Raw genomic sequence first — 23,307 nt, forward strand, 5'->3', positions numbered from 1 at the left:
CACACCTTAATTAATGTAAGTATTATGAGACGAGCTACACAACTTTTCGGAATATGCTGGCTACTTTGTCTGCTTGCTGCCTGTGGAGAATCCCATTTCATGACCGATGCCTCGTATCGTTCGCGCGTGGAGCAGGACTTTCAGCAAAAGAAGGCTCTGATGCCGCAGGGAGAACTATTTACGATACTGGATGATGCTTCGCTGAGCACTTATGAGCAGGAAGCCTTGGAATTCTTTTATGCCTATATGCCACTGGCGGATATTACTGATTATCCTGGTGAATTTCACTTAATGAATATCCGCGCATCCCAGCGTGCCGCAGAGGAAATGCCTTGGGGAAAGATCATTCCCGAAGATTTGTTCCGACATTTTGTACTTCCGGTGCGGGTGAACAACGAACAACTGGATAGTGCGCGGGTAGTGTTTTATAAGGAGTTGAAAAATCGTGTGAAGTCCCTTTCTTTATACGATGCCATCCTGGAAGTGAACCATTGGTGTCATGAGAAAGCCGTCTATATGCCTTCCGATGCCCGTACCAGTTCACCACTGGCAACAGTGAATACTGCTTACGGGCGTTGTGGCGAAGAATCTACCTTGCTGGTGGCGGCACTTCGCTCGGTAGGTATTCCGGCACGGCAGGTTTATACACCACGATGGGCACATACGGACGATAACCATGCATGGGTGGAAGCCTGGGCAGATGGTAAATGGCATTTTCTGGGTGCTTGCGAACCGGAACCGGTACTGGATCTTGGTTGGTTCAATGCACCTGCCAGTCGCGGAATGTTGATGCATACAAAGGTTTTCGGACGTTATGAAGGAAAAGAAGAAGTAATGTCCGTTAACCCCACGTATACGGAAATCAATGTGATTGATAATTATGCGCCTACAGCGCAAGCCAAGGTTATGGTGAAAGATGAAGCGGGAAATCCGGTTCCTGACGCCTGCGTGGAGTTCAAACTCTACAATTATGCGGAATTCTATACCGTAGCAACGAAACATACTGACGATAGTGGTCTGTGCGGACTGACTGCAGGAAAAGGGGATATGCTTGTCTGGGCCTCCAAAGATGGCCGTTTCGGCTTCTCCAAACTTTCCTTTGGCAAGCAAGCGGAACTGACCGTAACCCTTGATAAGCAAGCGGGTGACAGCTTTACGGTAGATGTTGATATTGTGCCTCCCACAGAAAGTGCCAACTTGCCCGAAGTGACGCCGGAACAGCGGGCGGAAAATGACCGCAGACTGGCGATAGAAGACTCTATTCGTAATGCTTATGTCGGTAAGTTCATCTCGGAAGAGGCGGCACGCAACTTTGCGAGAGATTATAAGTTGGATCGGGATGCAGTAGCCAAGATTCTGGTTGCCGCCCGTGGAAATTACAGAGTAATTCGTGAGTTCATGACTCGTTTGCGTTCTGATAACTCCAGGAAAGGAGGAATAGACCTTTTGCAGCAGATTTCGGCAAAAGATCTTCGTGATGTTCGTTTGGATGTGTTGATAGATCACATGCAGTCTCGTGTGCGTACGACGAATGCCGGATATTTCCGTAAATATGTGCGCAACCCGCGCGTAAGCAATGAAATGTTGACTCCGTATAAAACTTTCTTTGGTAAGGTGATTTCGAAAGAAGATGTTGAGGCTTATGTGGCAGAGCCTATGAAGATGGTTGCATGGGTGGCAAAGAACATTCAGGTGAACAAGGAATGTAATCTGGGGGCACCTCCTGTATCTCCCGAAGGTGTGTGGAAAGCACGTTTGGCCGATGCCCACAGTCGCGATATCTTCTTCGTGGCCATGGCACGCAGCATGGGAGTTCCTGCACGCATTGATGAGGTGACGGGTAAGGTACAGCTGATAACTGACGACGGAGCCATAGATGTGAACTTTGAAGCAGTCGGACAGGCACCTGCGCAGAAGGGCAGGCTTGCAGCTAAATATACACCGATTCAGTCACTGGATAATCCGAAATATTATTCTCATTTCACTATTTCCAAAGTAACTCCGCAAGGTAATTTGCAGTTGTTATCTTATGATGAGGGTGACACAGACATGGGTGGCGGCGTTACATGGAGCAGTTTGCTGAAGGAGGGAACGTTTCTGGATGCCGGAGATTATATTCTGGTAACCGGTACCCGCCTGGCAAGTGGTGGTGTATTGGCGCAAATGACATCATTGAATGTGAAAGCAGGTGGACGTACAGAAACGAAACTGGTGATGCGTGAAAATAAAGATGAAGTACAGGTTATTGGAAACTTCAATTCGGAGAGCTTGTTCACAACATTGGAAGGCGGCAACAAGCAAAGTCTGCTTCAAGCCTGTGGCCGTGGATACTTCGTTGTCGGTATTCTTGGAGTGAATCAGGAACCTACAAACCATGCCTTACGGGATATCTCTGCTTTGAAAGCCGATCTGGAGAAATGGAGTAGAAAACTTGTATTACTCTTCCCGAATCAGGAACAGGCCGGCAAATATCGTGCTGCTGACTTCCCCGGTTTACCTAATACTGTGATTTATGGAATCGACACAGAAGACATAGCCCAGCAGATTGTGAAGAATATGAAGCTGAAACGCAAAGATACATTGCCCATATTTATCATTGCCGATACTTTCAATCGCGTGGTATTTGTTTCACAGGGTTATACCATCGGCTTGGGTGAGCAGTTGGTGAAAACGGTGAAAGGACTATAAGAAAAGCGACAGTAGAGTGGGAGAGACTTATTTGCAAGCCTCTTCCATTTTTTGTATCAGTTCGGGTGAAGATAAGTTTTCCACCTGGTTTGTCAAGAGAAAGCTGAAGTTATCCGCCAGCGCCTCTTCCGGATCGATGATATAGCCTGTATTGCGTCCCATCTTATCATAGAAATCACTGGCTTCTTCCACAGAATGAATGATTGCTTTTCCATTTTCCTCCATTGCTTTTCCTGAGTTCTTATCAATAGGCACAAGGCCGATATTAAGATATTGGAAAAAGTTCCCTCCTTCATAAGGCTTTGTAGCATAGATAATCATGCAGCAATCTTTCTTTTCACTGTTGATGGTAAAAGTAGCATAACTGTCGTGGCGGATAACGTCCGGATTGGAGATGAACCGCTCTTTCAACTCTTCGGGAAATTCTATTTCCTTTGGAAGAATATTAAAACCGATGACACTGTACATCTTCTTACGGAAATCCGGATTGTTTCGGGTAAGGACGTGGAATGCTTCATGTGCCAGCAATTTGGTCGCATATTCGGGATGTTCCAGCAACCTGTCGATAAGTACGATGTAGTATCTCGGGTATATCCTCCTGCGCCACCTTCTTCTTTTATCGTTGACTTTATCAATCTGACTTTTTCCGGGAAGGGAAGCTTCAGTTCTTTTTCACGGATAATCTGATTGATGAATTGAGATGATTTCATAAGCAGAGCCGTTTCCTCGTCATTCCAATTACGGGTCTGTGCACCGGCAAACTGCAAATATCCCTGTTTTCCGCCTTCGATACCAACAGTGTGTGAAGCCAAGTCAAATGAGCTCCATCTGCGGATATGCTCATCTTCTTTCTGAAGTAGGAGTGCGGCTTCTTCCTGTTTCAGGAAAGCAGGCGTAATGGTGTCGGAAGTAGAGTTTGGGGAGCTTTGGTTTTTAGCTTCATGCGCACATGAAATGCTGAGGAGAGTTAATAAAGTGATTACACTTAATGCCTTCATATTGATTGTTTTAAATTAATTCTTAATTGGACCGGTCAACGCCTTTATTGTTTTTTTTACGCGTTCTGCGGTAGTGATGGGGCGACGATACTCTTCTATGTTCACAGTACCCCCCATCGAAACTGTTCCGTTTCGGTGCAGCATCTTGCTTTCGATAGTCTCTCTTGCTGAGAAGTGAAACTCCCGGATACCGGTTTCCGTGGCGATGTGAGCGATATTATTTTCATTTACTCCGCAACCTGCCAGTAGGATAATACGCCCGTCTGCCTGCTGCTGCAATTTCTTTAATAAAGGGATGCCCTGTTCGGCCGTGGCCTGTGCACCGGAAGTAAGAATACGGTTACAACCTAACTCTATGATTTGCTCCAGCGCTTCCTGCGGATTGCGGCATACATCGAAAGCACGATGGAACGTAACGGACATACCTTGTGATACTTCGATCAGCTGCCTCATTAAGGAAAGGTCTACATCTCCTTTAGCGGTAAGACAACCGAATACAACTCCGTCTGCTCCCAATCGGCGGGCGTTGTCGATATCCTTCAGCATAATGCGTTGCTCAATGGGGGAGTACAGAAAATCTCCGCCACGGGGACGGATGATGACGTGCAAAAGAGTCTTTGTTAAGGCTTCCCGGGCAATGACGATATCTCCGTAAGATGGGGTAGTACCCCCTTCTGGTATTCCGGCGCATAGCTCCACCCGGTTTGCTCCCCCTGCCTGTGCGGCAAGGCAACTCTCTACGGAGTTGGCACAAACTTCAAATTGATATGGCTCCATAATTGACAATCAGGATTACTTGGTTTGTGGATGCAAAAATAAGAAACAGTTTCGTGAATAACAAAGAAAACAAAAAGAGGCAGGGATTTTTTGTTTCCCCACCTCTTTATCACTAATTTCAATCTTTACAATTTATTTCGCATAACTTACTGCGCGTGTCTCACGGATTACCGTGATCTTCACTTGTCCCGGATACGTCATCTCATCCTGTATCTTCTTCGCGATTTCACCGGAAAGGTTTTCAGTCTGCTTGTCGTCAATCTTATCGGCACCAACGATTACGCGCAACTCACGACCTGCCTGGATAGCATACGTCTTTGTCACACCCGGATAGGCCATTGCCAACTGTTCCAGATCATTCAGACGCTTGATGTAAGCCTCAACAATTTCGCGGCGTGCCCCTGGACGTGCGCCTGAGATGGCATCACATACCTGTACGATAGGTGCCAGAAGGCTCGTCATCTCCACTTCATCGTGGTGAGCGCCGATAGCGTTGCAGATATCCGGTTTTTCCTTGAATTTCTCAGCCAACTTCATACCATAGAGTGCATGAGGCAATTCCGGTTCCTCATCGGGCACTTTACCGATATCATGCAGCAATCCGGCACGTTTTGCTTTCTTCGGGTTTAGTCCCAGTTCCGATGCCATCACAGCACAGAGATTGGCCGTTTCGCGAGCATGTTGCAACAAGTTCTGACCATAAGAGGAGCGATATTTCATCTTACCGATAATACGAATCAGTTCGGGGTGCAAACCGTGGATACCGAGGTCAATCGTAGTACGTTTACCGGTTTCGATGATTTCTTCTTCCACTTGTTTGCGCACTTTGGACACAACTTCTTCGATACGTGCGGGGTGGATACGTCCGTCAGTTACCAACTGGTGCAAAGCCAGACGGGCAATCTCGCGGCGAACCGGGTCGAAAGCTGACAAAACGATTGCTTCCGGAGTATCATCCACAACGATTTCAACACCTGTAGCTGCTTCCAGCGCACGGATATTGCGGCCTTCGCGACCAATGATGCGTCCTTTGATTTCATCCGATTCTATATGGAATACGGTAACTGAGTTTTCGATGGCAGTTTCCGTAGCCACACGCTGGATAGACTGTATCACGATGCGTTTGGCTTCTTTGCTTGCAGTCAACTTAGCATCGTCCATGATGTCGTTGATGAAGGACTGTGCCTGCGTTTTGGCTTCCTCTTTTAGAGATTCTACCATACGCTCTTTAGCTTCTTCGGCAGAGAGTCCGGAAATGGTTTCCAGTTTCTCAATTTCCTGCTGTTGCAGTTTGTCCAGTTCTTCTTTCTTCTTATCAATAATCACTAATTGGGCTTCCAGGTTTTCCTTCACCGCTTCGGCTTCCGCCTTCTTGCGCTGTATCTCTTCCTGGCGTTGGTTCAGCACCAATTCTCGTTGTTTCAACTTGTTTTCCGCTTGCTGAATTTTTTGGTTGCGGATTGCCACTTCTTTCTCCAAGTCTGCTTTTTTGTTCAGGAACTTCTCCTTTACTTCGAGCAACTTATTCTTTTTAATCACTTCCGCTTCAGCCTCGGCTTCTTTCAGGATATTGTCATATTTGGACTTCAAACCATGCTTGAAGAACATGTACGACAGAAATCCACCGATAATGAAACAGGCAATGGATACTAGTATTGTTACTGTCATTTCAATTTGTTTTAAAATATAAATAAAAAACGCACTGTCGAAAAGTCGCCTCCGTTCTCTGGAGGTCACTTTTACACAGTGCGCGGGTTTTCTAATTCTTTTGCTGGCTCTGGTGTTTCAGGAAAAGGCTTCCGGACGTTTACAGTCCTTTAAAGTATGTTTCCAACACCTCTGTCAGTTCTTCTATCTTGTCGGCATACGGCCGAGTATCGTTTCGGTTTTTCATTTTCAGGTTCTCCAAGGCAAATTGATAGGCCACCATGGCTATAATCTTCTCAGGAGTTACATTCTGGTAATGTTCTCGATACGCATTGAGCCGTATATCCACCTGTTTGGCGGCTTCTCTTACCATTTCTTCCTCTTCACGCGGTATGGTGAGGGGATAGGTGGAGCCTGCCATCTGTAGGTTTATCTTTATCTTATCGTTCATACATCTTGTTATTCATTCAACAAAGCGATGCATTTATCGACTTCACGCACTAATTTGGACAATCGCAGTTTCGTCTCTTTTACGTCGCTGCCGTTAAGGCTGATTGTCATTGCTGTTTTTAGGTTTGTATAGTCGTCTTCCAAAGCTTTATATTCAGCATGTACTTGCTCGCATTCTTCTTGTTTAGTTTTCAGAAGTTGCTTTAGTTCAGCATTTTCGCGCCTCAATTCGTCATGTAAAAAGACTAAATGACGCAGTCTCGCTTCAAAGGTACTTAATCGCTTCTTTTCTTCGTCAGTCATTACTATACCAAAATTGTACACAAAAATACAATTAACTTGGAGATTACAAAAACTTTTCAGGGAAAAATGTTGCCTGAGCATCGAAATAACATGAAAACGGCACTTATGCGGACTGAAAAGGGTTTGTTTGGCGGATGCCTAAAACTATTCCTATTCTTACAAGAAACTAATCCCGGCACTGCGATGAACTAATATTTTTCTTGCATCTTATTATTCATACAACAGTTATAAAAGTTTTCTACAACAGTTATATTTCTTTCTTACAACAGATATTGTAAGAAATAATAATAGATACTGTACTAATAATAAGATGCAAGAAAAATATTAGTTCATCGCAGTGCTGCGATTAGTTTCTTGTAAGGTAAGAATTAGTTGGTTGTAATAGTCGAATTATTCGTCTCTATTAGGTGATGGTTTACTGAGTATCTGTCATCCTGAGCTTGTCGAAGGATCTACTCTCTTAATACAAAGCTGCACAAATAGGAGAAGAGATCCTTCGACAAGCTCAGGATGACAGATGGTATTGCTTAATCATTTATCTCATTCCTGAGCACTTATAAGTTAACTCCTGAGTATTTGTACGTTCTCGAAAGCTTTCTTACTGCTTTCTATAAATTAATTTATAAAATAATTTGGTTTATAAAATAAACTACTTATATTTGCAGTGGAGTTCGAGCCCGAAGTGTATGATTATTGTAGAATTTTAAATGGAGTACAGTTATGAAAACAATTGGTTTTAAATGGATTGTATTGTCGGTTGTGAGCGTATGTGCGGTTTCTGTATCAGCACAGAGCGACTTGACGGTGAAAGTGAAGAACATCCGTTCGGCAAAAGGAAAGGTGATGATTGCTGCCGATAAAGGGCAATATGCAATGGTAGATGTTACGGGTGATACGGCAACACTTGTATTAAAAGAGATGCCTGAAGGAAAATGCAAATTGTATGTGTATCACGATGAAAACGGCAATTATCAACTGGACCGGGAAGACGGAGTGCCGACGGAGAATTGTGCAATTGTAGATTTGGACATGACAGCTGAAGCAAAAACGATTGATGTAGAGTTGAAAGATGTGAGAGCCTTACAAAATAAGGCAAAAAAATAATTTTAGGTATTAAAGAGAAAGACACTATTATGAAAGACAAAAAAATGACTGAAAAAGAGAGTTTGGAGCTTATCACGCAGATGATACAGAATAGTAAGAAAAACCTTCGGTTGGGGAATGTGAATATACTCTTGTTGTGGGGGTATCTTTGTGCGATAACTGCGATTGTGGTTTATATCTTGATTCTGATAACTGGTAACCCGCTTTGGAATTGGGGCTGGTTGGCTATACCTGTTATTGGTTTTCCGGTGATGCGCTGGCTGAAGAAAAAGGAAGATAAACCGGTTTTGACTTATACGGATAAGGTTTTACTCGCTATTTGGAGCAATATAGGACAATATGGAATTGGTATTTCTATAATAGCTGCTCTCTATTTTAATTTCATGTTATTGTTGTTGCCTATAATTTTGATGCTGTGCTCATTGGGAGTCAGTATTACAGGAAGTATAATAAATGATTCATGGATGAGAAATGCTGCTGGTTGTTCATTGACCATATCAGTAGTTATGATATCGCATATTTTGTTTAATCCGCCTGAACTCAACTTTATGTATCCTGCTTTTGCTGTTTGTTTTATTATTATGTTGATTATTCCCGGACATCGATTGAATAGAAAACACACAAAAGAATAATTGCATTAAATCAATAAGTTATGGAAGATAGAAAGATAACCGAGCAAGAGAGTTTAGAACTCATCTCTCAAATGATACAGAATACCCGTCGTAATCTGGATGCGGGTAGTGGAAATATGTTTCTGTTGTGGGGATATATCGGGACTATAGCGACTTTGGTTGTGTGTGCGGGCATATATTTTACAAAAGATCCTTCTTGGATGTGGGGCTTTTGGGGAATACCTGTTATTGGAATTCCTTTGGGAATATATTTAGAACATAAATCGCAGAAACGGGCTAAAGCTTATTCGGATAAAGTGCTGACTGAAATATGGCGTATAATGGGTGGGCTTTGTATGGCTGTGGCAATAGGATCTACCTGTATGAAACAGTTTGAATTTATCTTGCCGTTAGGAACATTAATCATGTCATTGGGCAGTATTATTACAGGTATTATTGTCCGTTACAAAGCTTTTTATCTTTTCTCGTTAATCGGATTGGCAATAGGCTTGTATATGATGCTTGCGGCAATGGTAGAAGATGCCCCTACCTATACTTCTTTACTATGCTTCGCTGTGGCTGCTGTCTTTGCAATGATAATTCCGGGACACATGCTGAATATTGCCGCAAAGAAAGAAAACTCTGTTTCAAATAAATAATTAGGAGGAACTACGATGAACTCACTTCTTGGCTGTCTTCTCATTGGAAACATGGTGTTGCTGGCTTTCTTGCTGGTGAAGGTGCTCGATCTTACAGATTATTGACTTCTAAAGTAGACATGGAATGAATGTTTGTGTGTATATATGATTTCGGATAAATAAAATAGTTGGTAATGGATAATAAAAATATGACTGAGAAAGAGAGTTTGGAACTCATCACTCACATGATACAGAACGCAAAGTATAAGATGGCTGAAAATGCCGGAATGCCTTTTCTAATATGGGGATATTCGTGTACGGTGATATCTCTGGTGGTTTGGTTTCTCCTGAAAGAAACCGGTAATTACAACTGGCAATGGATGTGGTTTCTGCTGCCTGCGGTTTCTTTTCCTGCTACCTTGTGGATAAACCGGAAGAAGCAGAAGATGGTACGAACCTATATCGACCGGATATTGGGGTACGTCTGGACCGTATTCGGGCTGGGTGGGTTCCTGATAACCTGGGTCGCCATCTTCTACTGGAGTTTGCCTGTCTTGTTCATCATATTGCTGATAATGGGAATGGGTACGGCGTTGACCGGCCTGATTGTAAACATGAAGGTAGTGACTATAGGAGGAACTTTGGGAGCTCTGTCGTCATTAGGTTGCCTCTTTATACACGGATTCGACCAGATATTGCTTTTTGCCTTGGCTTTTATTTTTATGATGGTTATTCCGGGACATTTCCTAAACTATAAAGTGAAGAAAGGAGGCGGCACATGACAAAAAGTCGTTTCGAGAATTTCCTGACCTCTTGGAAGTTCTTTTTGTTACTTGTACTTTTGCAGTTCCTTTTGATGCCGATGGCGACGAAAGACTTTAAGCTTGAGGCTACGGGAGATTTGATATTTTATACACTGGGACATGCCTTTATTATGGATATGTATCCTTATACTGTTTATTTTCAGATAGTAATGATATTGGCTCTGTTGGCCGTTATTGTCTGGAAAGGTAAGTTCAGTAGGTATTTTATGGCGATTGCAGGGTGTTTTTATCTGCTGTATGCCGTGATACAGAATATGGCTGTGACGGAACTGTATGGTTTCAGTATGGTGACGGTCAATGTGGTGATGATGGGATTTGTGGCATTTATCTGGTTTTGGGCTGCGTGGAAGGGCAATACTGTATTCTCTTTTGATTATGTAACCTGGAAGACGGGTTGGACAATCCCTGTTGCTCTATTCTGTCTGTGGTGGCCGATGGATCTACGTACAGCTTTGCCCGATTTCCGGCTGCACTATCTGTTGGATAGTGGCGCAGTGCTGGGGTTCTGCCCTATGACACCTGTCTTTCTCACTTTGCTAATATTAAGTAAGCGGAGTGTAAGCAGGGTTGTGTTGCGGGTGACAGCGATGGTAGGCGTTATTATAGGATGTTACAATATGGGTAATTTTGCCACTGATACCGGATTTTACCTGGGACTGTATCATCTGCCTCTGTTGGGCATGTCTCTATTTGCTTTGTTGAGTAGTAAACGAAAGAAAAACGAATGATATGTTTAAAGAACTGAACCCCTTACTGCATTCCGAATTGCGCCTGGCGGTGATGTCGTTGCTTATTGGTGTTGAAGAGGCAGACTTTGTCTTTATCCGGCAACAGACGGGAGCAACGGCAGGCAACCTCAGCGTGCAGATTGATAAACTCAGTAAAGCGGGGTATGTGGAGGTGACGAAGACGTTCAAGGGAAAGATGCCTTGCACTATCTGTAAGATTACGCCACAGGGAGTAGACGCTTTTGAGGAGTATGTGGAAGCGCTCAAAACGTATATTATAAAATAAACACATAGCTGAAAAGCAAATTTGAGCAAATAATTTATTAAATCAAAAATAGCAATTTTCGGGTCGATAAAGAAAAAGGGTTGTCGTAACTTTGCATCGTCGAAACAAAAAGCATATATTGCATTATAAACAAAAAACTAATTATCATATTGTTGGCTATGTTTATGGCCGGAACGACCGATTTATTTCCGCAGAATATGAACAAAAGAACCGAAGAGCTCCCGCAGTCCGTTATTGCCAATGTGCATAAGGACTCAATTGCCGAAAAAGAAAGTAGTGGTTATTTTTGAGGTAACGCCCACCGCCGAGGGGATGCCGTAAAAAGAGGTTATAGAACGTGCAAAATTTATATGAAAGTTATGAAAGAGAAAAATACTATCAAGATAAAGCGTTACGAATCGCCGTGCGGTGTGTTGTTACTTGGTTCGTTTGATGATAAGCTCTGCCTATGCGACTGGCAGGTGGAGAAACATCGCGACCATGTAGATCGGCGGTTGAAACGGATATTGCGTGCTGAGTTCGAGGTGGGTACGTCGGAAGTAATAGAGAAAGCAGTGAGGCAACTCGACGAGTTCTTTGCCGGAAAACGCAGGGAATTCGATGTGCCGCTGCTGTTCGTGGGCACGGACTTTCAAAAAACGGTGTGGAATGAATTGCTGAAGATACCTTTCGGCAAGACAATTTCCTACGGTGAAATGGCGCAGCGGATCGGTATGCCCAAAGCTGTACGCGCAGTTGCCAATGCCAACGGCGCAAATTCCATGTCGATATTTGCACCCTGTCATCGAATAATAGGCAGCGACCATTCGTTGACAGGTTACGGCGGAGGACTTCCGGCTAAAAAGTTCTTGCTTGAATTGGAATCCCAACCCCGACTGGCACTATGAACGGACAGGAGACACTCGATTATACACGTATTGCACAGGCAATAGAATATATTCGTGCCAATTTCAAACGGCAACCTGGGCTTGATGAAGTGGCATTGAGTGGATCACGTTTTCAGCGGATATTTACCGAATGGGTAGGTGTCAGTCCTAAAAAGTTTCTGCAATATACCAGTATCGAATATGCAAAAAAAATATTGGACGAAACCCATGCCTCGTTGTTCGATGCAGCGATGGAAACAGGCCTTTCGGGGACAGGGCGATTGTACGATCTGTTTGTCAATATTGAGGGAATGACGCCGGGCGAATACAAGAATGGCGGCGAGAACCTCTCGATCAATTACAGTTTCGCAGAAAGTCCGTTCGGTGAAATATTGATTGCGTCGACTGAAAAAGGTATCTGTTGCATGGAGTTCGCAGACGATCATGCGACCGCTTTTAGCTCCCTGCAAAAGCGGTTTCCCCGGGCACGATACACACAGACCGTGGACGGAATCCAACAGAACGCTTTGTTTATTTTCACGCAGGACTGGAGCAGGCTGAAAGAAATCAAACTGCATCTGAAAGGCACAGATTTTCAGTTGAAAGTCTGGGAAGCGTTATTGAAAATTCCGGCAGGAGTTTTGATTACCTACGGGGACATTGCTTCACAGATAGACAGTCCTCGTGCTTGTAGGGCTGTCGGCACGGCTGTGGGGGAAAATCCCGTTGCATTCCTTATTCCATGCCATCGTGTCATTCGCTCTTCGGGGGAATTGGGAAACTACCATTGGGGAGAAGTTCGTAAAACAGCTATCATCGGTTGGGAGGCTGTTAAAAGAGAAAGTATATCAAAGACTGAATGAAAAATACTATAAAATGGGGTGCTCACGGAAATTCGCATGTTTGCTAAATGCTCAGGTATTCTAAAGAATAATATTTCCTATAATTCAATTGTCGATTTCCTGAGAATGAAAGATACATGTAGAACAATAAATTTGAAGTAACATGAAAACGGACTTTATAATCAGAGTAGCTTTGCAGTCGGATACTGTTGAGTTGAAAAATTTATTTCAGAATACCGTCCTCGCGATAAATAGGCGCGATTACTCACAGGCGGAAGTTGAAGACTGGGCATCATGTGGGGATGATCTTTCTAATATAGAAGATATGATAAAGACCCATTACTTTATTGTAGCTGTTAATCAACAGTCGAAAATCGTAGGTTTTTCATCTATCACTCCCCAGGGTTATTTACACTCTATGTTTGTTCACAAGGATTTTCAGGGTGAAGGCATTGCTACAATGCTTTTGAATGAAATAGAACAGTATGCAATTACAAATGGAATTATGCGGATTACATCTGAAGTGAGTTTAACAGCCCGCCCTTTCTTTGAAAAAAAAGGTTATATAGTGGAGGAAGAGCAAAAGCGCAAGGCTAATCAGCTTTCTCTTACTAATTTCTGGATGGCCAAACAGGTGATATGTCCGAAAAACTTATAGAATAGACAAAAATCAGATTGAAGTTTTCCGATACTATTCTCTTTTTCTTGTAACATTTCGGAGTGACCCGTATCTAAAGGAAAAACTTTAGAATATATGGCGATGAAAAGATTACTTTTGCCCCTGATGTTATTGGGAACTTCTCTTTTGATTTTTGCACAGGATTATCCTTTTTCGGTAGTAAAATCGGGAACAGGAAAACAAACCGTTATATTTATACCCGGTTTTGCATGCTCGGGGGATGTCTGGGCGGAAACAGTCAGCGTACTGAAAGACAGCTATACCTGCTATGTGCTGACAATGGCGGGCTTTTCGGGCGTTGCACCTGAAGAGTGTCCATCATTCGAAAGATGGAAAATGCAGATTGCAAAGTTTATCAAAGAGGAGCGGATAGAGAAACCTATTCTCGTGGGGCATAGTATGGGAGGTGGTTTGGTACTTGCAATTGCGGCTGAATTCCCGGAGCTTACAGGAAAGATTGTGATTGTAGATGCCTTGCCTTGTCTGATGGCTTTGACAGTTCCTGATTTTAAATCTGCTCCTGATAATGATTGCACAGATTTAATTGACAGGATTACAGCTATGGATGAGGAGCAATTTGCACAGATGCAAAGAATGAGTGCGGCAACGCTTACCACTGATTCATTGAGATTTGCCGAAATCGTAAACTGGGGATTGGCATCTGACAGAAAGACGTATGCTAAACTATTCTGTGATTTCTCGAATACAGATTTAAGAGAATGTATAAAGAATATAGTTGTCCCTTCTCTTATACTTTTGGAACCTTATTTCAAACATATAGATACGGTCATTAAGAATCAATATAAGAATTTGTCAGTAGCACAAATCAGATATGCAGATAAAGGCTTGCATTTTGTGATGTTTGATGATAAGGAATGGTTCATCCATCAAATTTGTGAATTTATAAAAGAGCGTTAAGTGGTATTTGAAGATATATATAGAGGGTACTGGAATAAAATATTCCGCTTATGCATGGGGTATGTAAATGATTACAGCTTAGCTCAGGACATGGCTCAGGAAACTTTTATTAAAGTCTGGCAATATCTGCCCACCTTCAGGAATGAAGCCAATATTGATACTTGGATATTTCGTATTGCAACCAATAACTGCCTGCGTCAGCTGGAACGGAAGAAGCAAATCTTATCTACGCAGTTTCCTGCCGATTTATTTGAAGATGAAAAGACGGATATTGAGCCGCAGATTCAGTTACTATACAAGTTTATTGCAGAACTTTCGGAGATAGACCGCATTATCATTTCGCTGGAACTGGAAGATGTCAGGCAAGCAGATATAGCGCAAATCATTGGATTGTCGGAGAGTAATGTCCGTGTAAGAATTCATCGTATAAAAGTCCGGTTAACAAGAAAATTCAAAGAATATGGAGAGTAATATTGATATAAAAGAATTGTGGAACAGGCAGACTGTTCCGGCTGCCGATCAATCTGAAATATTGAATAAGATCAGTCGTTTCAGAAAAAACGGTCTTAAAAAGGGGATATTTCTTGATGTTATCTTAGTGTTGACTATCCTTTTTATGATATTTATCTGGATCTATTTCAAACCGCAATTCTTGAGTACTAAGATTGGAATCATTGTGGGAATCCTGCCGATGTGTATTGTGGTGGTGGTCAATCGGAAGATAACTTCTTTGTATAGGTCATTGGACGAGAAACAGTCGAATATCGATTATCTGAATAATTTGCTTATGCTGAAAGGGAAAGAAACTTTCATGCAGACTAAGGTAATGAGTTTATATTTCATTTTGCTATCCTCCGGTATCTTTCTTTATATGTATGAATATACTCTTAATTCATCTTTTATGTTCAGACTGATAGCGTATTCTGTTTTGTTTTTATGGATTGCCCTTAATTGGTTTGTTTTGCGTCCTGTAATGATTAAAAAGAATAGGCGGAAGATGGATTGCTTGATCAGACAGATCGAAAAGATTAAGTCGCAAGTGGATGAATTTTAGTTTCTAAAAAAAAGTTGTACATTTACTCGCTCAAAATAAAAAGATGCAGTATGAAAATTTTAGTTACTTACGCCGTACAGGGTGAGTTTACGGAGTTAAAGTTTCCCGGATTGATAGGAGAGGAAGAAGTTCACATCGGCTATATTCGTACAGGAGTAGGCAAAGTGAAGTCAGCATATTATGTTTCTGAAGTGCTCAATCAGGCTAAGCCGGACTTGGTGATCAACGTAGGTACGGCAGGAAGCATTGATTGCCAGGTAGGAGATATTCTGGTGTGCCGTCATTTTATAGACCGTGATATGCAGAAATTAGCCGATATGGGCTTGGAATATGAGATTGATTCTTCTACTTTGCTGGCAGAGAAGGGATACTGTATGCATTGGGCAGGAGAAGGCATTTGTAATACAGGTGATACTTTTCTGACGGAACTTTCGGATGTGAAAGGCGATGTGGTCGATATGGAAGCTTTTGCGCAAGCCTTTGTTTGCCGTGCCAAGAATGTGCCTTTTATTGCTGTGAAGTATGTGACGGATATCATAGGACAGAACTCCGTGAAGCATTGGGAGGATAAACTGGCTGATGCTCGTAAGGGGTTGGGGGAATTCTTTGAACAGATAGGTGGAGCGGTAAAATAAGCATCTACTTCAGCGTCTTAAACGAAAGGATATGATAGGTTACTCCTGCTGCAATAATCAGGAGTATTACTTTTACCCATATATACGGTATGATAAAAAACACGCAGTAGAGCATGGTGATCCACATCAGCGAGATGGAAATTATCTTTGCACGTAGAGGGATGGCTTTGTTTTCACGAAAGTTGCGGATATAAGGGCCGAGATGCTTATGATTTAATAACCAGTTATACAGGCGAGGTGAACTTTTAAAGTAGAGTGCAGCCGTGAGTAGCAGAAATGGAGTAGTGGGTAGCAACGGCAGAAAAATGCCGAGGATACCAAGTGCTAAAGAGAGTGTACCAAGTGCTATATAAAGGGTTTTCATGTTGCAAAAGTACTCTTTTTTTGTTTACGGAGAAAGTTCTGTTTGCTTTGTTGTCTGACATTCGCTTTAAATGCTTATGTTTGCGAAGAATTTTCAATAAAATCAAAACATGTATTTGAGAAAGTCCGTTTTCACGCTATTGCTGATACTGTGTAATGTATTTGTTGTGGTGGCACAGACCACTGCAGATTCTTTGGCACTTGTTACTGCTCATTGGAATGTAACTTCTATGGGAAAAGGTGTACTTTGTCGCGAAGCGGAGTTCGTTTCTTTGTATGGTGTTCCGCAGCATGTCACTATTCTTGAAATCAAACCGGAGCAACATCGGTTTGACATTTTAATTCATTCTCCTAAAGAAGAAACCAGTAATGCTGCCCGTCGTTCCGGTGCAGTGGCAGCTATTAACGGTTCTTATTTTAATATCAAGCAAGGAACTTCTATCTGCTATTTGAGGAAAGACGGGGTGGTGGTGGATACTACTGCGACTGGTGTACTCAGCACTGTATCCAATGGTGCCGTGAAAATAGATAAAGGGAAACTGGACATTATATCTTGGAAGAAACAGTATGAGAAAAACTGCGAACAGAAAGAAGGGAGTATTCTTGTTTCCGGTCCGTTGATGCTGCTGGATGGAAAAGCTTGTGATTTGTCTGCTTGTAACCGGTCATTCGTTCAGACTAAACATCCACGGAGTGCCGTGGCTCTGATGAAGGATGGAACTGTGTTTCTGATTGCGGTTGCGGGCCGTTTCGAAGGTAGGGCGGAAGGTATCAATATCCCTGAGTTGACACATCTTCTCCGTGTATTGGGTGCAAAGAAAGCTTTGAATCTGGATGGTGGTGGCTCTACTACACTTTGGAGTGCTTCTGCACCGGATAATGGAATTGTAAACAAGCTTACTGACAATAAACTTTATGATAATAAAGGGGAGCGTAAGGTTGCCAATTCACTTTGTGTTTACGAATAAAAGCGGAAGATTTAAACTGTAATCCTTAGAATTTTTGTACTTTTGTGCCGTGCCGAGGTGACATTAGGTGCGACAACAGACGAAGTATTTTCTTAATTAGCGTATTAACAAGAATATGTATACAGTTATCAAACGCATGGAAATATCAGCTGCTCATAGCCTGAAACTTTCCTATCGCAGCAAATGTGAGGATCTGCATGGTCACAATTGGATTATCACAGTCTACTGCCGTTCCCGGGAACTCAATGCCGATGGAATGGTAGTTGATTTCAGTCACATCAAAGAAACGGTGAAAGGAAAGTTAGATCATCGTAATTTGAATGAAGTTCTTCCATTCAATCCTACCGCAGAGAATATAGCCCGCTGGATATGTGAGCAGATACCTACTTGCTTCAAAGTCGAGGTGCAAGAATCTGAATCCAATGTAGCCACTTATGAGAAAGAATAACCCTACTGAAAGCCGGCACAAATATTTTTTATGAGAAAGATTAATGAGATTTTTTATAGCTTGCAAGGTGAAGGCTATCACACCGGCACGCCTGCTGTCTTTATCCGCTTTTCCGGTTGTAATCTGAAATGCTCTTTTTGCGATACACGGCATGAAGAAGGTGTACTGATGTCCGATGATGAAATTATTGCCGAAGTAGGAAAGTATCCGGCTGTTACGGTTATCCTGACGGGTGGAGAACCTTCTCTCTGGATTGATGAGGCTTTTATCGACCGTTTGCACCAGGCGGGAAAGTATGTCTGTATCGAAACGAATGGAACGAACCCATTGCCCCAAAATATTGATTGGGTGACTTGTTCTCCCAAGCAAGGGATGAAGTTGGGGGTTACCCGTATGGATGAGGTGAAGGTAGTTTACGAAGGTCAGGATATTGGAGTCTACGAGTTGCTTCCGGCTGAATATTTCTTTCTGCAACCCTGTTCATGTAACAATACTGCGGAAACAGTGGCGTGCGTCATGCAACATCCTAAATGGCGGTTAAGTCTGCAAACACATAAACTGATTGACATTCGTTAATGAATCGGGTCGTGTTATAGGAATGTAACGTGAATGACATCTTTCTTTTGCTTTTTAGGGTTTACTTTGCCGTGAAATTAAAATTCTAAAAAGAGAAGAAACATGAAATCAATTCGTTTTTTATCCTTGCTACTTTTGCTGAATTTATTTGCAGCAGGAGGGTATGCAGCAGACCAACCCGTTAAAAAAGAGATTGTCGTAAGTGGTGTGGTGACAGATACGCAGAAACAACCTGTTACAGGTGTTGTTGTGACAGATGGCGTTAATTTTACGCAGACTGATGATAAAGGGCGTTATCAGTTGGTATCTGATCCCGCACAGTCTAAATTCGTTTATCTTTCTGTTCCGGCGGACTACAAAACTAATGTAGAGAATGCATTGCCTCTTGGCTATTATGCCCGGATTGATGCAAAAAAGAAAAAGAATCGTTGTGATTTCAGCTTGGTGAAGAGAGAACAGCCGGTTCAGTATTTTACCTTTATAGCTATCTCTGATCCGCAGGCAAGAAATGAGGAACAGTTGGATCGCTTTGCTTCGGAAACTGTGGTTGATTTGAAGGAAACATTGAAGCAATTGTCTTCGCAGGAAGTTTACGGAATGGTTCTGGGAGATATCGTCTGGGATGTTATGCCTTTGTATGATTCGTATAAGAAGGTTATCTCTGATTTGGACTTAACCATGTATCATGTGATTGGTAATCACGACTTTAATCAGCAATATACGGCACTGAGCCTCGCTACGAATAAGGAAGAATACGGGGAATCAGTATTTGGTGAGCATTTTGGACCGACGGATTATTCTCTTAATGTAGGGAAAGTGCATATTATTTCGATGAAAGACATAGATTATAAAGGTAAGAAGAAATATACGGAGCAGTTTACCCCTGAACAATTGGAATGGTTGAAAAAGGATCTGAGCTATGTGAAGCCTGGTACTACCGTACTGTTGAATCTTCATGCTCCTACGGCTAACAGTACGGGTAGGGGAGGAGCAAATGCCCGTAATGCCGAACAACTTTTTGAGATACTAAGAGATTATAAGACGCATATCTTTGTCGGTCATACTCATTTTTATGAAAACCGCATTGTGACTCCTGTTATCTATGAACATAATATTGGTGCTGCTTGTGGTGCTTGGTGGGCAGGACATGTAAATCGTTGCGGTGCTCCCAATGGTTATCTGGTGGTAAATGTGATCGGTGATGACATCTCCTGGCAGTATAAGGCTACCGGTCGTCCATTCGATTATCAGTTTCGTGTATATAAGCCGGGGGAGTTTCAGAGCCAACCTAAATATCTGGTGGTTAATGTTTGGGATTATGATCCGGCATGGAAGTTATCCTACTATGAAGACGGTGTTGAGAAACCGGGCGTAATGGAGGCTTTTGACGATGAGGATCAAGATTATATTACAATGAAAGAAGGAAAGGCTACAAGGTATCATACATCGCACTTATTCCGGGTACGTCCTACGGATAAGGCTAAATCAGTGAAGATCGTAGCAACGAATCGTTTCGGTCAGAACTTTACTCAAACTGTAGATTTGAAATGACAGGTTTTGACTACTTGTTTATGACGGGTTTATAAACAAAAATAACTACAAATAAAAACTTGCAGCTATTTTCATCTTGCACGGGAGGAGAGGCTCGAACTCCCGACACCTGGTTTTGGAGACCAGTGCTCTACCAACTGAGCTACTCCCGTGTTTGCGGCTGCAAAGGTAATGTAAACTTTCAAATATGCAAGAGGGATGAGCGATTTTTTTAACGCTCTCTCATCTTATAACATCTGTAAGTCCTGATACATAATGCGGTAGGCTGCTGCTTTTTTTTCTAAAGCAAGCGGATAAGCGCGCGAAGAAGAGGGCATCCGATAGAGCCGCATAGGCCTGTCATCAAAAACAAACTCTGTAAAATCTCCCACTTTCGGCTTTTCAAGAGAGAACTGTTCGCATAAAGTTTCCGTTGCTTTCTCACCTGTAGTAACTATGGCTTTACATTCCGGTAAGCGACGGAGCATGTCCTCAATATCCGTAGGTTCTACAACTTCCAGAAATTTGTCGGATGCATTGTCCTGCAACCGTCGTATGGCGGTAGCTGTATCAAATAGGGCAATGCCTTTTTTTTGCAGGAAAGGGATAATGCGATCTTTGTCGAAAGCTTTTGCCGCTTCGTTCAGAAAATGGTTCTTATCATTGAAGAACAAGAGTCCTACAATCCGCCACATATCATTGTTCCAGTTCGGATAATAAAACTCCATCGACCACCTTTTCTTTTGAGGTGGAAAACTTCCCAGCATCAACAAACGGGCGTTAGCAGGAAGAAAGGGTTCTAAAGGGTGCCGTTCGATTTCCATATTTACTATTTTTAGGATAAAAAATGTCTGAAAAGCCCGGAATATGATTCAGACTTCTCAGACGACTCTGTGATTTTCTTATGCAAAAGTATAGATTATTTCCGGAAGTTACTCTGCTATTTCCAGATTACTCATCTTTTCTGTGATGCGGAAAGGGAAGTTCGGATATTCGTACAGGCTGAACCGTGATTCGGTTTTGCCTTCCGTATAATTCCAGATACTTGCGTAGTCTTCCACATCTTCTCCCATGGCACGCAGTTGTCGCAGGTACGCGGCTATGGACTTATTCTCTACGATATATACTTGTCCGAGTTGATTGATTATCGGGCTGTGGCGACGTGTTCCGTCGTGGTCGAAACGAAGGATGCGCTTTCCGTCTTCGGTCATTCCCACCAGATTGAACGTCATGCTCTTGCCAATGGCGGGCAGGTTTAACACGCTGCGGTCTGTGGCAAGAAACGGAAGATGATGTATCTTCAGGAAGTGGCGGATACAGGATGCAGGATCAAGTGCGGTTTCGAGCGATGCAGACAGGTTGAAGGCATCTTCTTTATTTAGTTTGCCGAAACGCTTTTCTTCTTGCTGTTCCTGCATGGAACGGCTGTTTGGTGTAAAGACTGCGTTGTTTTCTTCGAAACCTTTTACGGAGAATGTATAGTAACAGACAACTCCCAGTTCATTAAGTACCTGGCGTAGGCGAGTGGTATGTCCCCGACGTGAGGCAGCTACGTTATACACAAGTTGGTTGGTAATCAGCCAGCCTGCCGATAATAATTTGCGAATACCTTCCTTTGCCTCGGGAGTAACCTCCAGTGGAGTTTGGAAATGCGTTTGAATGATGAACTGACGGATACCGATGACGGATGCTTTCTCCTTGAAAGTTCGCAGAATTTCTACCAATTCATTGTTGATACGCATTGGCAGATAAGCTGGCAAACGCGATCCGAGACGAATACGCTGTAATTCGGCATACTTTTCTCCTTCCGGACGTTCCTGATTGGCTTTCCGTTTACGGGCAGCCATACGGTAAACGGCTTCCAGAATTGTGTTTAGCGTCTTGTTCTGACTCATGAGGGCATCTCCACCTGTGATGAGGATGTCACGCAATTGGGTATCTTCCTCGAAGTAAGTCATCAGACGGCGTAATTTCTTCTCCCATGTTTCTTTAGGACGCAGGGAGTCAAACTCAAAATTGAGTCGTTTGCTCTGGAAGTCATACATGCGCTGGCAGGAAGCACAAAGCCCGCCACAAGCGCGTCCCATAGTGTCGGGAATGAGGATGGCTACTTCTGGATAACGACGGTGGATATTGTGCCCGTCGGGCAGGAGCCAGCCGGCCGCATTGGGTTTTCCAACTTCTACTATGTCTTCACGTTCCCAAGCGCGGATTTGCCCGTAAGTTTCCACCAGTTGCGGGGAGTAGAGGATGTAGCTGCGCAGAGATTCATCGTTGTATCCTGTGCTGCCGGGATTTAACAAGTGCAGATAGTAAGGCGTAACGAAGAAAGGCATTCCTTTCTTGCGGGCACGAGATAACAGATACATGGTTTCAGCAGAAAGTGAATTGCCCAGAAAGCGATTCAGTTCCGTAGGGCTTTTGGCAGCCATGGCCAGATGGAAACGGAAATCGTTCCACCATTCGCTGACGAGACGGTATTTCTCTTCGTAACTGATGCCCTCTTCAAAGTGGTAGCGGGAAACAGCGGTACGGTGCTCTATCTTCTGTATCAATGCGTGCTGAATACGCTCTTTATTTTTGGCATGGATTTTTTGTACGTCTTCGTCCAGTCCGCTGGGCCAGCGCTCGGTCCACGCTTTAACGCGTTGGGGTGTGGGGAGTGGGGCAGCAGGATGCTGTAAGCGTTTGAATTGCTGGAAAATATCCAGGAACACATCTGTTTCCACATCTTCTTCCAGGTTTCCGGTAAGAAACGCGTACAGAAGTGACAGGGTAGAAACAATCATTTGTTCATCGGTAGAAAGTTCATGGACTTCCCTGCCGTCATATTCAATCAGAAGTCGAATTTGCCTGATAACTTCACTCTCCGTATCAGCCTGATTGGTAATGAATTCCGAAATGCCTTGCTTGAAGCTTTCCGTACCGTCGCTCTGTTCGGCGATGCGTACAATTTCGGGAAGTTCATTTCGATAAAGTTGCTTCAACTGGGATAAAGTGAGTGCAAGCATTTTCTTTTGTTTCATAAGCGGTTGTTTTTTTATGATTAATACTGAATGTTAGCTACAAGTTACGAGCTGCAGCTGGAGAGTTCTGTTGATACAGAAACTCTAATAGCCTGAAAGGCTGCCTGATTTATCGAGCCTAAATCAAGCTATTTGAATTACCGGATCTTCTGAATAATCAGATTACTTGAACCAATAGGTTTTGAACTATCAACTTATCAGAGTTTTTTTAACTTAGCCAGTGCAATAGTTTGTGCACTGATAGCTTGTAGCCTGTAGCTTAGCGGGCAAAGCCCGCTATATCTTACAACAATCTCTTTGCATAAAGTGTTGTTGCTCCTTCGAGCAAAAAAGTTGCATAAAAATAAC

27 protein-coding genes and 1 tRNA gene are annotated in these 23,307 nt (G+C 42.9%); 18 read left to right on the plus strand and 10 right to left on the minus strand.

Annotation, left to right across the window (positions count from 1 at the left end; all coding sequences use genetic code 11):
• Nucleotides 1-24: 24 nt before the first annotated feature.
• Nucleotides 25-2,688 carry a transglutaminase-like domain-containing protein gene (locus VYM24_RS12965; protein ID WP_330940209.1) on the plus strand — a complete coding sequence of 888 codons (2,664 nt, stop codon included), beginning with the start codon at nucleotides 25-27 and terminating at the stop codon, nucleotides 2,686-2,688.
• A gap of 27 nt (nucleotides 2,689-2,715) precedes the next feature.
• On the opposite strand, the gene VYM24_RS12970 is transcribed toward VYM24_RS12965, so the two are convergent.
• The 6 genes from VYM24_RS12970 to VYM24_RS12995 all read right to left on the minus strand — a co-directional run bounded on the left by VYM24_RS12970 (nucleotide 2,716) and on the right by VYM24_RS12995 (nucleotide 6,863).
• Nucleotides 2,716-3,156 carry a hypothetical protein gene (locus VYM24_RS12970; RefSeq protein WP_330940210.1) on the minus strand — a complete coding sequence of 147 codons (441 nt, stop codon included), beginning with the start codon at nucleotides 3,154-3,156 and terminating at the stop codon, nucleotides 2,716-2,718.
• A complete protein-coding gene (locus VYM24_RS12975; RefSeq protein ID WP_330940211.1) occupies nucleotides 3,114-3,686 on the minus strand; it encodes a hypothetical protein in 573 nt (190 codons plus the stop codon). The genes VYM24_RS12970 and VYM24_RS12975 overlap by 43 nt, the downstream gene beginning before the upstream one ends.
• 15 nt (nucleotides 3,687-3,701) lie before the next feature.
• Entirely contained in the window at nucleotides 3,702-4,463 is a 762-nt protein-coding gene (locus tag VYM24_RS12980; protein WP_291553990.1) for a copper homeostasis protein CutC, read from the minus strand.
• 132 nt (nucleotides 4,464-4,595) lie between these two features.
• Entirely contained in the window at nucleotides 4,596-6,131 is a 1,536-nt protein-coding gene (gene rny, locus VYM24_RS12985; protein ID WP_294608181.1) for a ribonuclease Y, read from the minus strand.
• Between the two features lie 139 nt (nucleotides 6,132-6,270).
• Complete coding sequence (locus VYM24_RS12990) at nucleotides 6,271-6,561, minus strand: cell division protein ZapA (protein ID WP_115502437.1); 291 nt, start codon at nucleotides 6,559-6,561, stop codon at nucleotides 6,271-6,273.
• Between the two features lie 8 nt (nucleotides 6,562-6,569).
• Nucleotides 6,570-6,863 carry a hypothetical protein gene (locus VYM24_RS12995; RefSeq protein WP_291553986.1) on the minus strand — a complete coding sequence of 98 codons (294 nt, stop codon included), beginning with the start codon at nucleotides 6,861-6,863 and terminating at the stop codon, nucleotides 6,570-6,572.
• A gap of 720 nt (nucleotides 6,864-7,583) precedes the next feature.
• Here VYM24_RS12995 and VYM24_RS13000 point away from each other — a divergent pair.
• The 13 genes from VYM24_RS13000 to VYM24_RS13060 all read left to right on the plus strand — a co-directional run bounded on the left by VYM24_RS13000 (nucleotide 7,584) and on the right by VYM24_RS13060 (nucleotide 16,048).
• Nucleotides 7,584-7,967 carry a DUF2141 domain-containing protein gene (locus tag VYM24_RS13000; protein WP_330940212.1) on the plus strand — a complete coding sequence of 128 codons (384 nt, stop codon included), beginning with the start codon at nucleotides 7,584-7,586 and terminating at the stop codon, nucleotides 7,965-7,967.
• Nucleotides 7,968-7,996: 29 nt separating this feature from the next.
• Nucleotides 7,997-8,599, plus strand: a complete 603-nt coding sequence (locus VYM24_RS13005) for a hypothetical protein (protein ID WP_330940213.1) — start codon at nucleotides 7,997-7,999, stop codon at nucleotides 8,597-8,599.
• Nucleotides 8,600-8,619: 20 nt separating this feature from the next.
• Nucleotides 8,620-9,237 (plus strand): hypothetical protein, encoded by a 618-nt coding sequence (locus VYM24_RS13010; protein WP_299089863.1) that lies wholly within the window; start codon nucleotides 8,620-8,622, stop codon nucleotides 9,235-9,237.
• Nucleotides 9,238-9,410: 173 nt separating this feature from the next.
• Nucleotides 9,411-9,998, plus strand: a complete 588-nt coding sequence (locus VYM24_RS13015) for a hypothetical protein (RefSeq protein ID WP_330940214.1) — start codon at nucleotides 9,411-9,413, stop codon at nucleotides 9,996-9,998.
• Complete coding sequence (locus VYM24_RS13020; protein ID WP_291553970.1) at nucleotides 9,995-10,768, plus strand: hypothetical protein; 774 nt, start codon at nucleotides 9,995-9,997, stop codon at nucleotides 10,766-10,768. The genes VYM24_RS13015 and VYM24_RS13020 overlap by 4 nt, the downstream gene beginning before the upstream one ends.
• Before the next feature lies 1 nt (nucleotide 10,769).
• Nucleotides 10,770-11,054, plus strand: a complete 285-nt coding sequence (locus VYM24_RS13025; protein ID WP_291553967.1) for a winged helix-turn-helix domain-containing protein — start codon at nucleotides 10,770-10,772, stop codon at nucleotides 11,052-11,054.
• Nucleotides 11,055-11,413: 359 nt separating this feature from the next.
• The gene (locus tag VYM24_RS13030) at nucleotides 11,414-11,941 is read left to right on the plus strand and encodes a methylated-DNA--[protein]-cysteine S-methyltransferase (RefSeq protein ID WP_291553965.1); all 528 of its coding nucleotides are present in this window, start codon (nucleotides 11,414-11,416) and stop codon (nucleotides 11,939-11,941) included.
• A complete protein-coding gene (locus tag VYM24_RS13035) occupies nucleotides 11,938-12,783 on the plus strand; it encodes a bifunctional helix-turn-helix domain-containing protein/methylated-DNA--[protein]-cysteine S-methyltransferase (RefSeq protein ID WP_330940215.1) in 846 nt (281 codons plus the stop codon). Before VYM24_RS13030 ends, VYM24_RS13035 begins: the two co-directional genes overlap by 4 nt.
• A 142-nt stretch (nucleotides 12,784-12,925) precedes the next feature.
• Complete coding sequence (locus tag VYM24_RS13040) at nucleotides 12,926-13,420, plus strand: GNAT family N-acetyltransferase (RefSeq protein WP_291553961.1); 495 nt, start codon at nucleotides 12,926-12,928, stop codon at nucleotides 13,418-13,420.
• A 96-nt stretch (nucleotides 13,421-13,516) separates the two neighbouring features.
• Entirely contained in the window at nucleotides 13,517-14,359 is an 843-nt protein-coding gene (locus tag VYM24_RS13045) for an alpha/beta fold hydrolase (RefSeq protein ID WP_291553958.1), read from the plus strand.
• Nucleotides 14,360-14,830, plus strand: coding sequence for an RNA polymerase sigma factor (locus VYM24_RS13050; RefSeq protein WP_330940216.1), 471 nt, complete (start codon nucleotides 14,360-14,362; stop codon nucleotides 14,828-14,830).
• Nucleotides 14,820-15,413 (plus strand): hypothetical protein, encoded by a 594-nt coding sequence (locus tag VYM24_RS13055; protein WP_330940217.1) that lies wholly within the window; start codon nucleotides 14,820-14,822, stop codon nucleotides 15,411-15,413. The genes VYM24_RS13050 and VYM24_RS13055 overlap by 11 nt, the downstream gene beginning before the upstream one ends.
• 50 nt (nucleotides 15,414-15,463) lie before the next feature.
• The gene (locus tag VYM24_RS13060) at nucleotides 15,464-16,048 is read left to right on the plus strand and encodes a 5'-methylthioadenosine/S-adenosylhomocysteine nucleosidase family protein (protein ID WP_115502430.1); all 585 of its coding nucleotides are present in this window, start codon (nucleotides 15,464-15,466) and stop codon (nucleotides 16,046-16,048) included.
• Nucleotides 16,049-16,052: 4 nt separating this feature from the next.
• Here the strand turns inward: VYM24_RS13060 and VYM24_RS13065 are convergent, their stop codons facing one another.
• On the minus strand, nucleotides 16,053-16,412 hold the full coding sequence (locus tag VYM24_RS13065; RefSeq protein ID WP_007666073.1) for a YbaN family protein: 360 nt from the start codon (nucleotides 16,410-16,412) through the stop codon (nucleotides 16,053-16,055).
• 109 nt (nucleotides 16,413-16,521) lie between these two features.
• Here VYM24_RS13065 and VYM24_RS13070 point away from each other — a divergent pair, with 109 nt between their 5' ends.
• The 4 genes from VYM24_RS13070 (at nucleotide 16,522) to VYM24_RS13085 (ending at nucleotide 19,954) form a co-directional block, all read left to right on the plus strand.
• Nucleotides 16,522-17,379, plus strand: coding sequence for a phosphodiester glycosidase family protein (locus VYM24_RS13070; protein WP_299089852.1), 858 nt, complete (start codon nucleotides 16,522-16,524; stop codon nucleotides 17,377-17,379).
• Nucleotides 17,380-17,494: 115 nt separating this feature from the next.
• The gene (queD, locus tag VYM24_RS13075) at nucleotides 17,495-17,827 is read left to right on the plus strand and encodes a 6-carboxytetrahydropterin synthase QueD (RefSeq protein WP_007213057.1); all 333 of its coding nucleotides are present in this window, start codon (nucleotides 17,495-17,497) and stop codon (nucleotides 17,825-17,827) included.
• Between the two features lie 30 nt (nucleotides 17,828-17,857).
• Entirely contained in the window at nucleotides 17,858-18,403 is a 546-nt protein-coding gene (locus VYM24_RS13080) for a 7-carboxy-7-deazaguanine synthase QueE (protein ID WP_299089847.1), read from the plus strand.
• Between the two features lie 102 nt (nucleotides 18,404-18,505).
• Nucleotides 18,506-19,954, plus strand: a complete 1,449-nt coding sequence (locus VYM24_RS13085; RefSeq protein ID WP_330940218.1) for a calcineurin-like phosphoesterase family protein — start codon at nucleotides 18,506-18,508, stop codon at nucleotides 19,952-19,954.
• A 79-nt stretch (nucleotides 19,955-20,033) separates the two neighbouring features.
• On the opposite strand, the gene VYM24_RS13090 is transcribed toward VYM24_RS13085, so the two are convergent.
• From VYM24_RS13090 to VYM24_RS13100, 3 genes are all read right to left on the minus strand, one after another.
• Nucleotides 20,034-20,106: transfer RNA gene (locus VYM24_RS13090), tRNA-Trp, on the minus strand.
• A gap of 75 nt (nucleotides 20,107-20,181) precedes the next feature.
• Entirely contained in the window at nucleotides 20,182-20,757 is a 576-nt protein-coding gene (locus VYM24_RS13095) for a uracil-DNA glycosylase family protein (RefSeq protein ID WP_291553942.1), read from the minus strand.
• A 108-nt stretch (nucleotides 20,758-20,865) separates the two neighbouring features.
• Nucleotides 20,866-22,959 (minus strand): KamA family radical SAM protein, encoded by a 2,094-nt coding sequence (locus VYM24_RS13100; protein WP_299089844.1) that lies wholly within the window; start codon nucleotides 22,957-22,959, stop codon nucleotides 20,866-20,868.
• Nucleotides 22,960-23,307: the final 348 nt, after the last annotated feature.

The organism is Bacteroides sp. MSB163 (assembly GCF_036416795.1).
GTDB lineage: Bacteria > Bacteroidota > Bacteroidia > Bacteroidales > Bacteroidaceae > Bacteroides > Bacteroides maternus.

Excerpts from the sequence above, each read along its gene's own strand:
- VYM24_RS12975 (WP_330940211.1), bottom strand. The coding sequence starts at position 3,686 with ATGAAGGCATTAAGTGTAATCACTTTATTAACTCTCCTCAGCATTTCA.
- VYM24_RS13005 (WP_330940213.1), top strand. The coding sequence starts at position 7,997 with ATGAAAGACAAAAAAATGACTGAAAAAGAGAGTTTGGAGCTTATCACG.
- VYM24_RS13045 (WP_291553958.1), top strand. The coding sequence starts at position 13,517 with ATGGCGATGAAAAGATTACTTTTGCCCCTGATGTTATTGGGAACTTCT.
- VYM24_RS13085 (WP_330940218.1), top strand. The coding sequence starts at position 18,506 with ATGAAATCAATTCGTTTTTTATCCTTGCTACTTTTGCTGAATTTATTT.
- VYM24_RS13100 (WP_299089844.1), bottom strand. The coding sequence starts at position 22,959 with ATGAAACAAAAGAAAATGCTTGCACTCACTTTATCCCAGTTGAAGCAA.
- VYM24_RS13060 (WP_115502430.1), top strand. The coding sequence starts at position 15,464 with ATGAAAATTTTAGTTACTTACGCCGTACAGGGTGAGTTTACGGAGTTA.
- VYM24_RS13040 (WP_291553961.1), top strand. The coding sequence starts at position 12,926 with ATGAAAACGGACTTTATAATCAGAGTAGCTTTGCAGTCGGATACTGTT.
- rny (WP_294608181.1), bottom strand. The coding sequence starts at position 6,131 with ATGACAGTAACAATACTAGTATCCATTGCCTGTTTCATTATCGGTGGA.
- VYM24_RS13020 (WP_291553970.1), top strand. The coding sequence starts at position 9,995 with ATGACAAAAAGTCGTTTCGAGAATTTCCTGACCTCTTGGAAGTTCTTT.
- VYM24_RS13070 (WP_299089852.1), top strand. The coding sequence starts at position 16,522 with ATGTATTTGAGAAAGTCCGTTTTCACGCTATTGCTGATACTGTGTAAT.
- VYM24_RS12995 (WP_291553986.1), bottom strand. The coding sequence starts at position 6,863 with ATGACTGACGAAGAAAAGAAGCGATTAAGTACCTTTGAAGCGAGACTG.
- VYM24_RS13065 (WP_007666073.1), bottom strand. The coding sequence starts at position 16,412 with ATGAAAACCCTTTATATAGCACTTGGTACACTCTCTTTAGCACTTGGT.
- VYM24_RS12980 (WP_291553990.1), bottom strand. The coding sequence starts at position 4,463 with ATGGAGCCATATCAATTTGAAGTTTGTGCCAACTCCGTAGAGAGTTGC.
- VYM24_RS13025 (WP_291553967.1), top strand. The coding sequence starts at position 10,770 with ATGTTTAAAGAACTGAACCCCTTACTGCATTCCGAATTGCGCCTGGCG.
- VYM24_RS12970 (WP_330940210.1), bottom strand. The coding sequence starts at position 3,156 with ATGTACAGTGTCATCGGTTTTAATATTCTTCCAAAGGAAATAGAATTT.
- VYM24_RS13080 (WP_299089847.1), top strand. The coding sequence starts at position 17,858 with ATGAGAAAGATTAATGAGATTTTTTATAGCTTGCAAGGTGAAGGCTAT.
- VYM24_RS13000 (WP_330940212.1), top strand. The coding sequence starts at position 7,584 with ATGAAAACAATTGGTTTTAAATGGATTGTATTGTCGGTTGTGAGCGTA.
- VYM24_RS12965 (WP_330940209.1), top strand. The coding sequence starts at position 25 with ATGAGACGAGCTACACAACTTTTCGGAATATGCTGGCTACTTTGTCTG.
- VYM24_RS13095 (WP_291553942.1), bottom strand. The coding sequence starts at position 20,757 with ATGGAAATCGAACGGCACCCTTTAGAACCCTTTCTTCCTGCTAACGCC.
- VYM24_RS12990 (WP_115502437.1), bottom strand. The coding sequence starts at position 6,561 with ATGAACGATAAGATAAAGATAAACCTACAGATGGCAGGCTCCACCTAT.
- queD (WP_007213057.1), top strand. The coding sequence starts at position 17,495 with ATGTATACAGTTATCAAACGCATGGAAATATCAGCTGCTCATAGCCTG.
- VYM24_RS13055 (WP_330940217.1), top strand. The coding sequence starts at position 14,820 with ATGGAGAGTAATATTGATATAAAAGAATTGTGGAACAGGCAGACTGTT.
- VYM24_RS13015 (WP_330940214.1), top strand. The coding sequence starts at position 9,411 with ATGGATAATAAAAATATGACTGAGAAAGAGAGTTTGGAACTCATCACT.
- VYM24_RS13030 (WP_291553965.1), top strand. The coding sequence starts at position 11,414 with ATGAAAGAGAAAAATACTATCAAGATAAAGCGTTACGAATCGCCGTGC.
- VYM24_RS13010 (WP_299089863.1), top strand. The coding sequence starts at position 8,620 with ATGGAAGATAGAAAGATAACCGAGCAAGAGAGTTTAGAACTCATCTCT.
- VYM24_RS13035 (WP_330940215.1), top strand. The coding sequence starts at position 11,938 with ATGAACGGACAGGAGACACTCGATTATACACGTATTGCACAGGCAATA.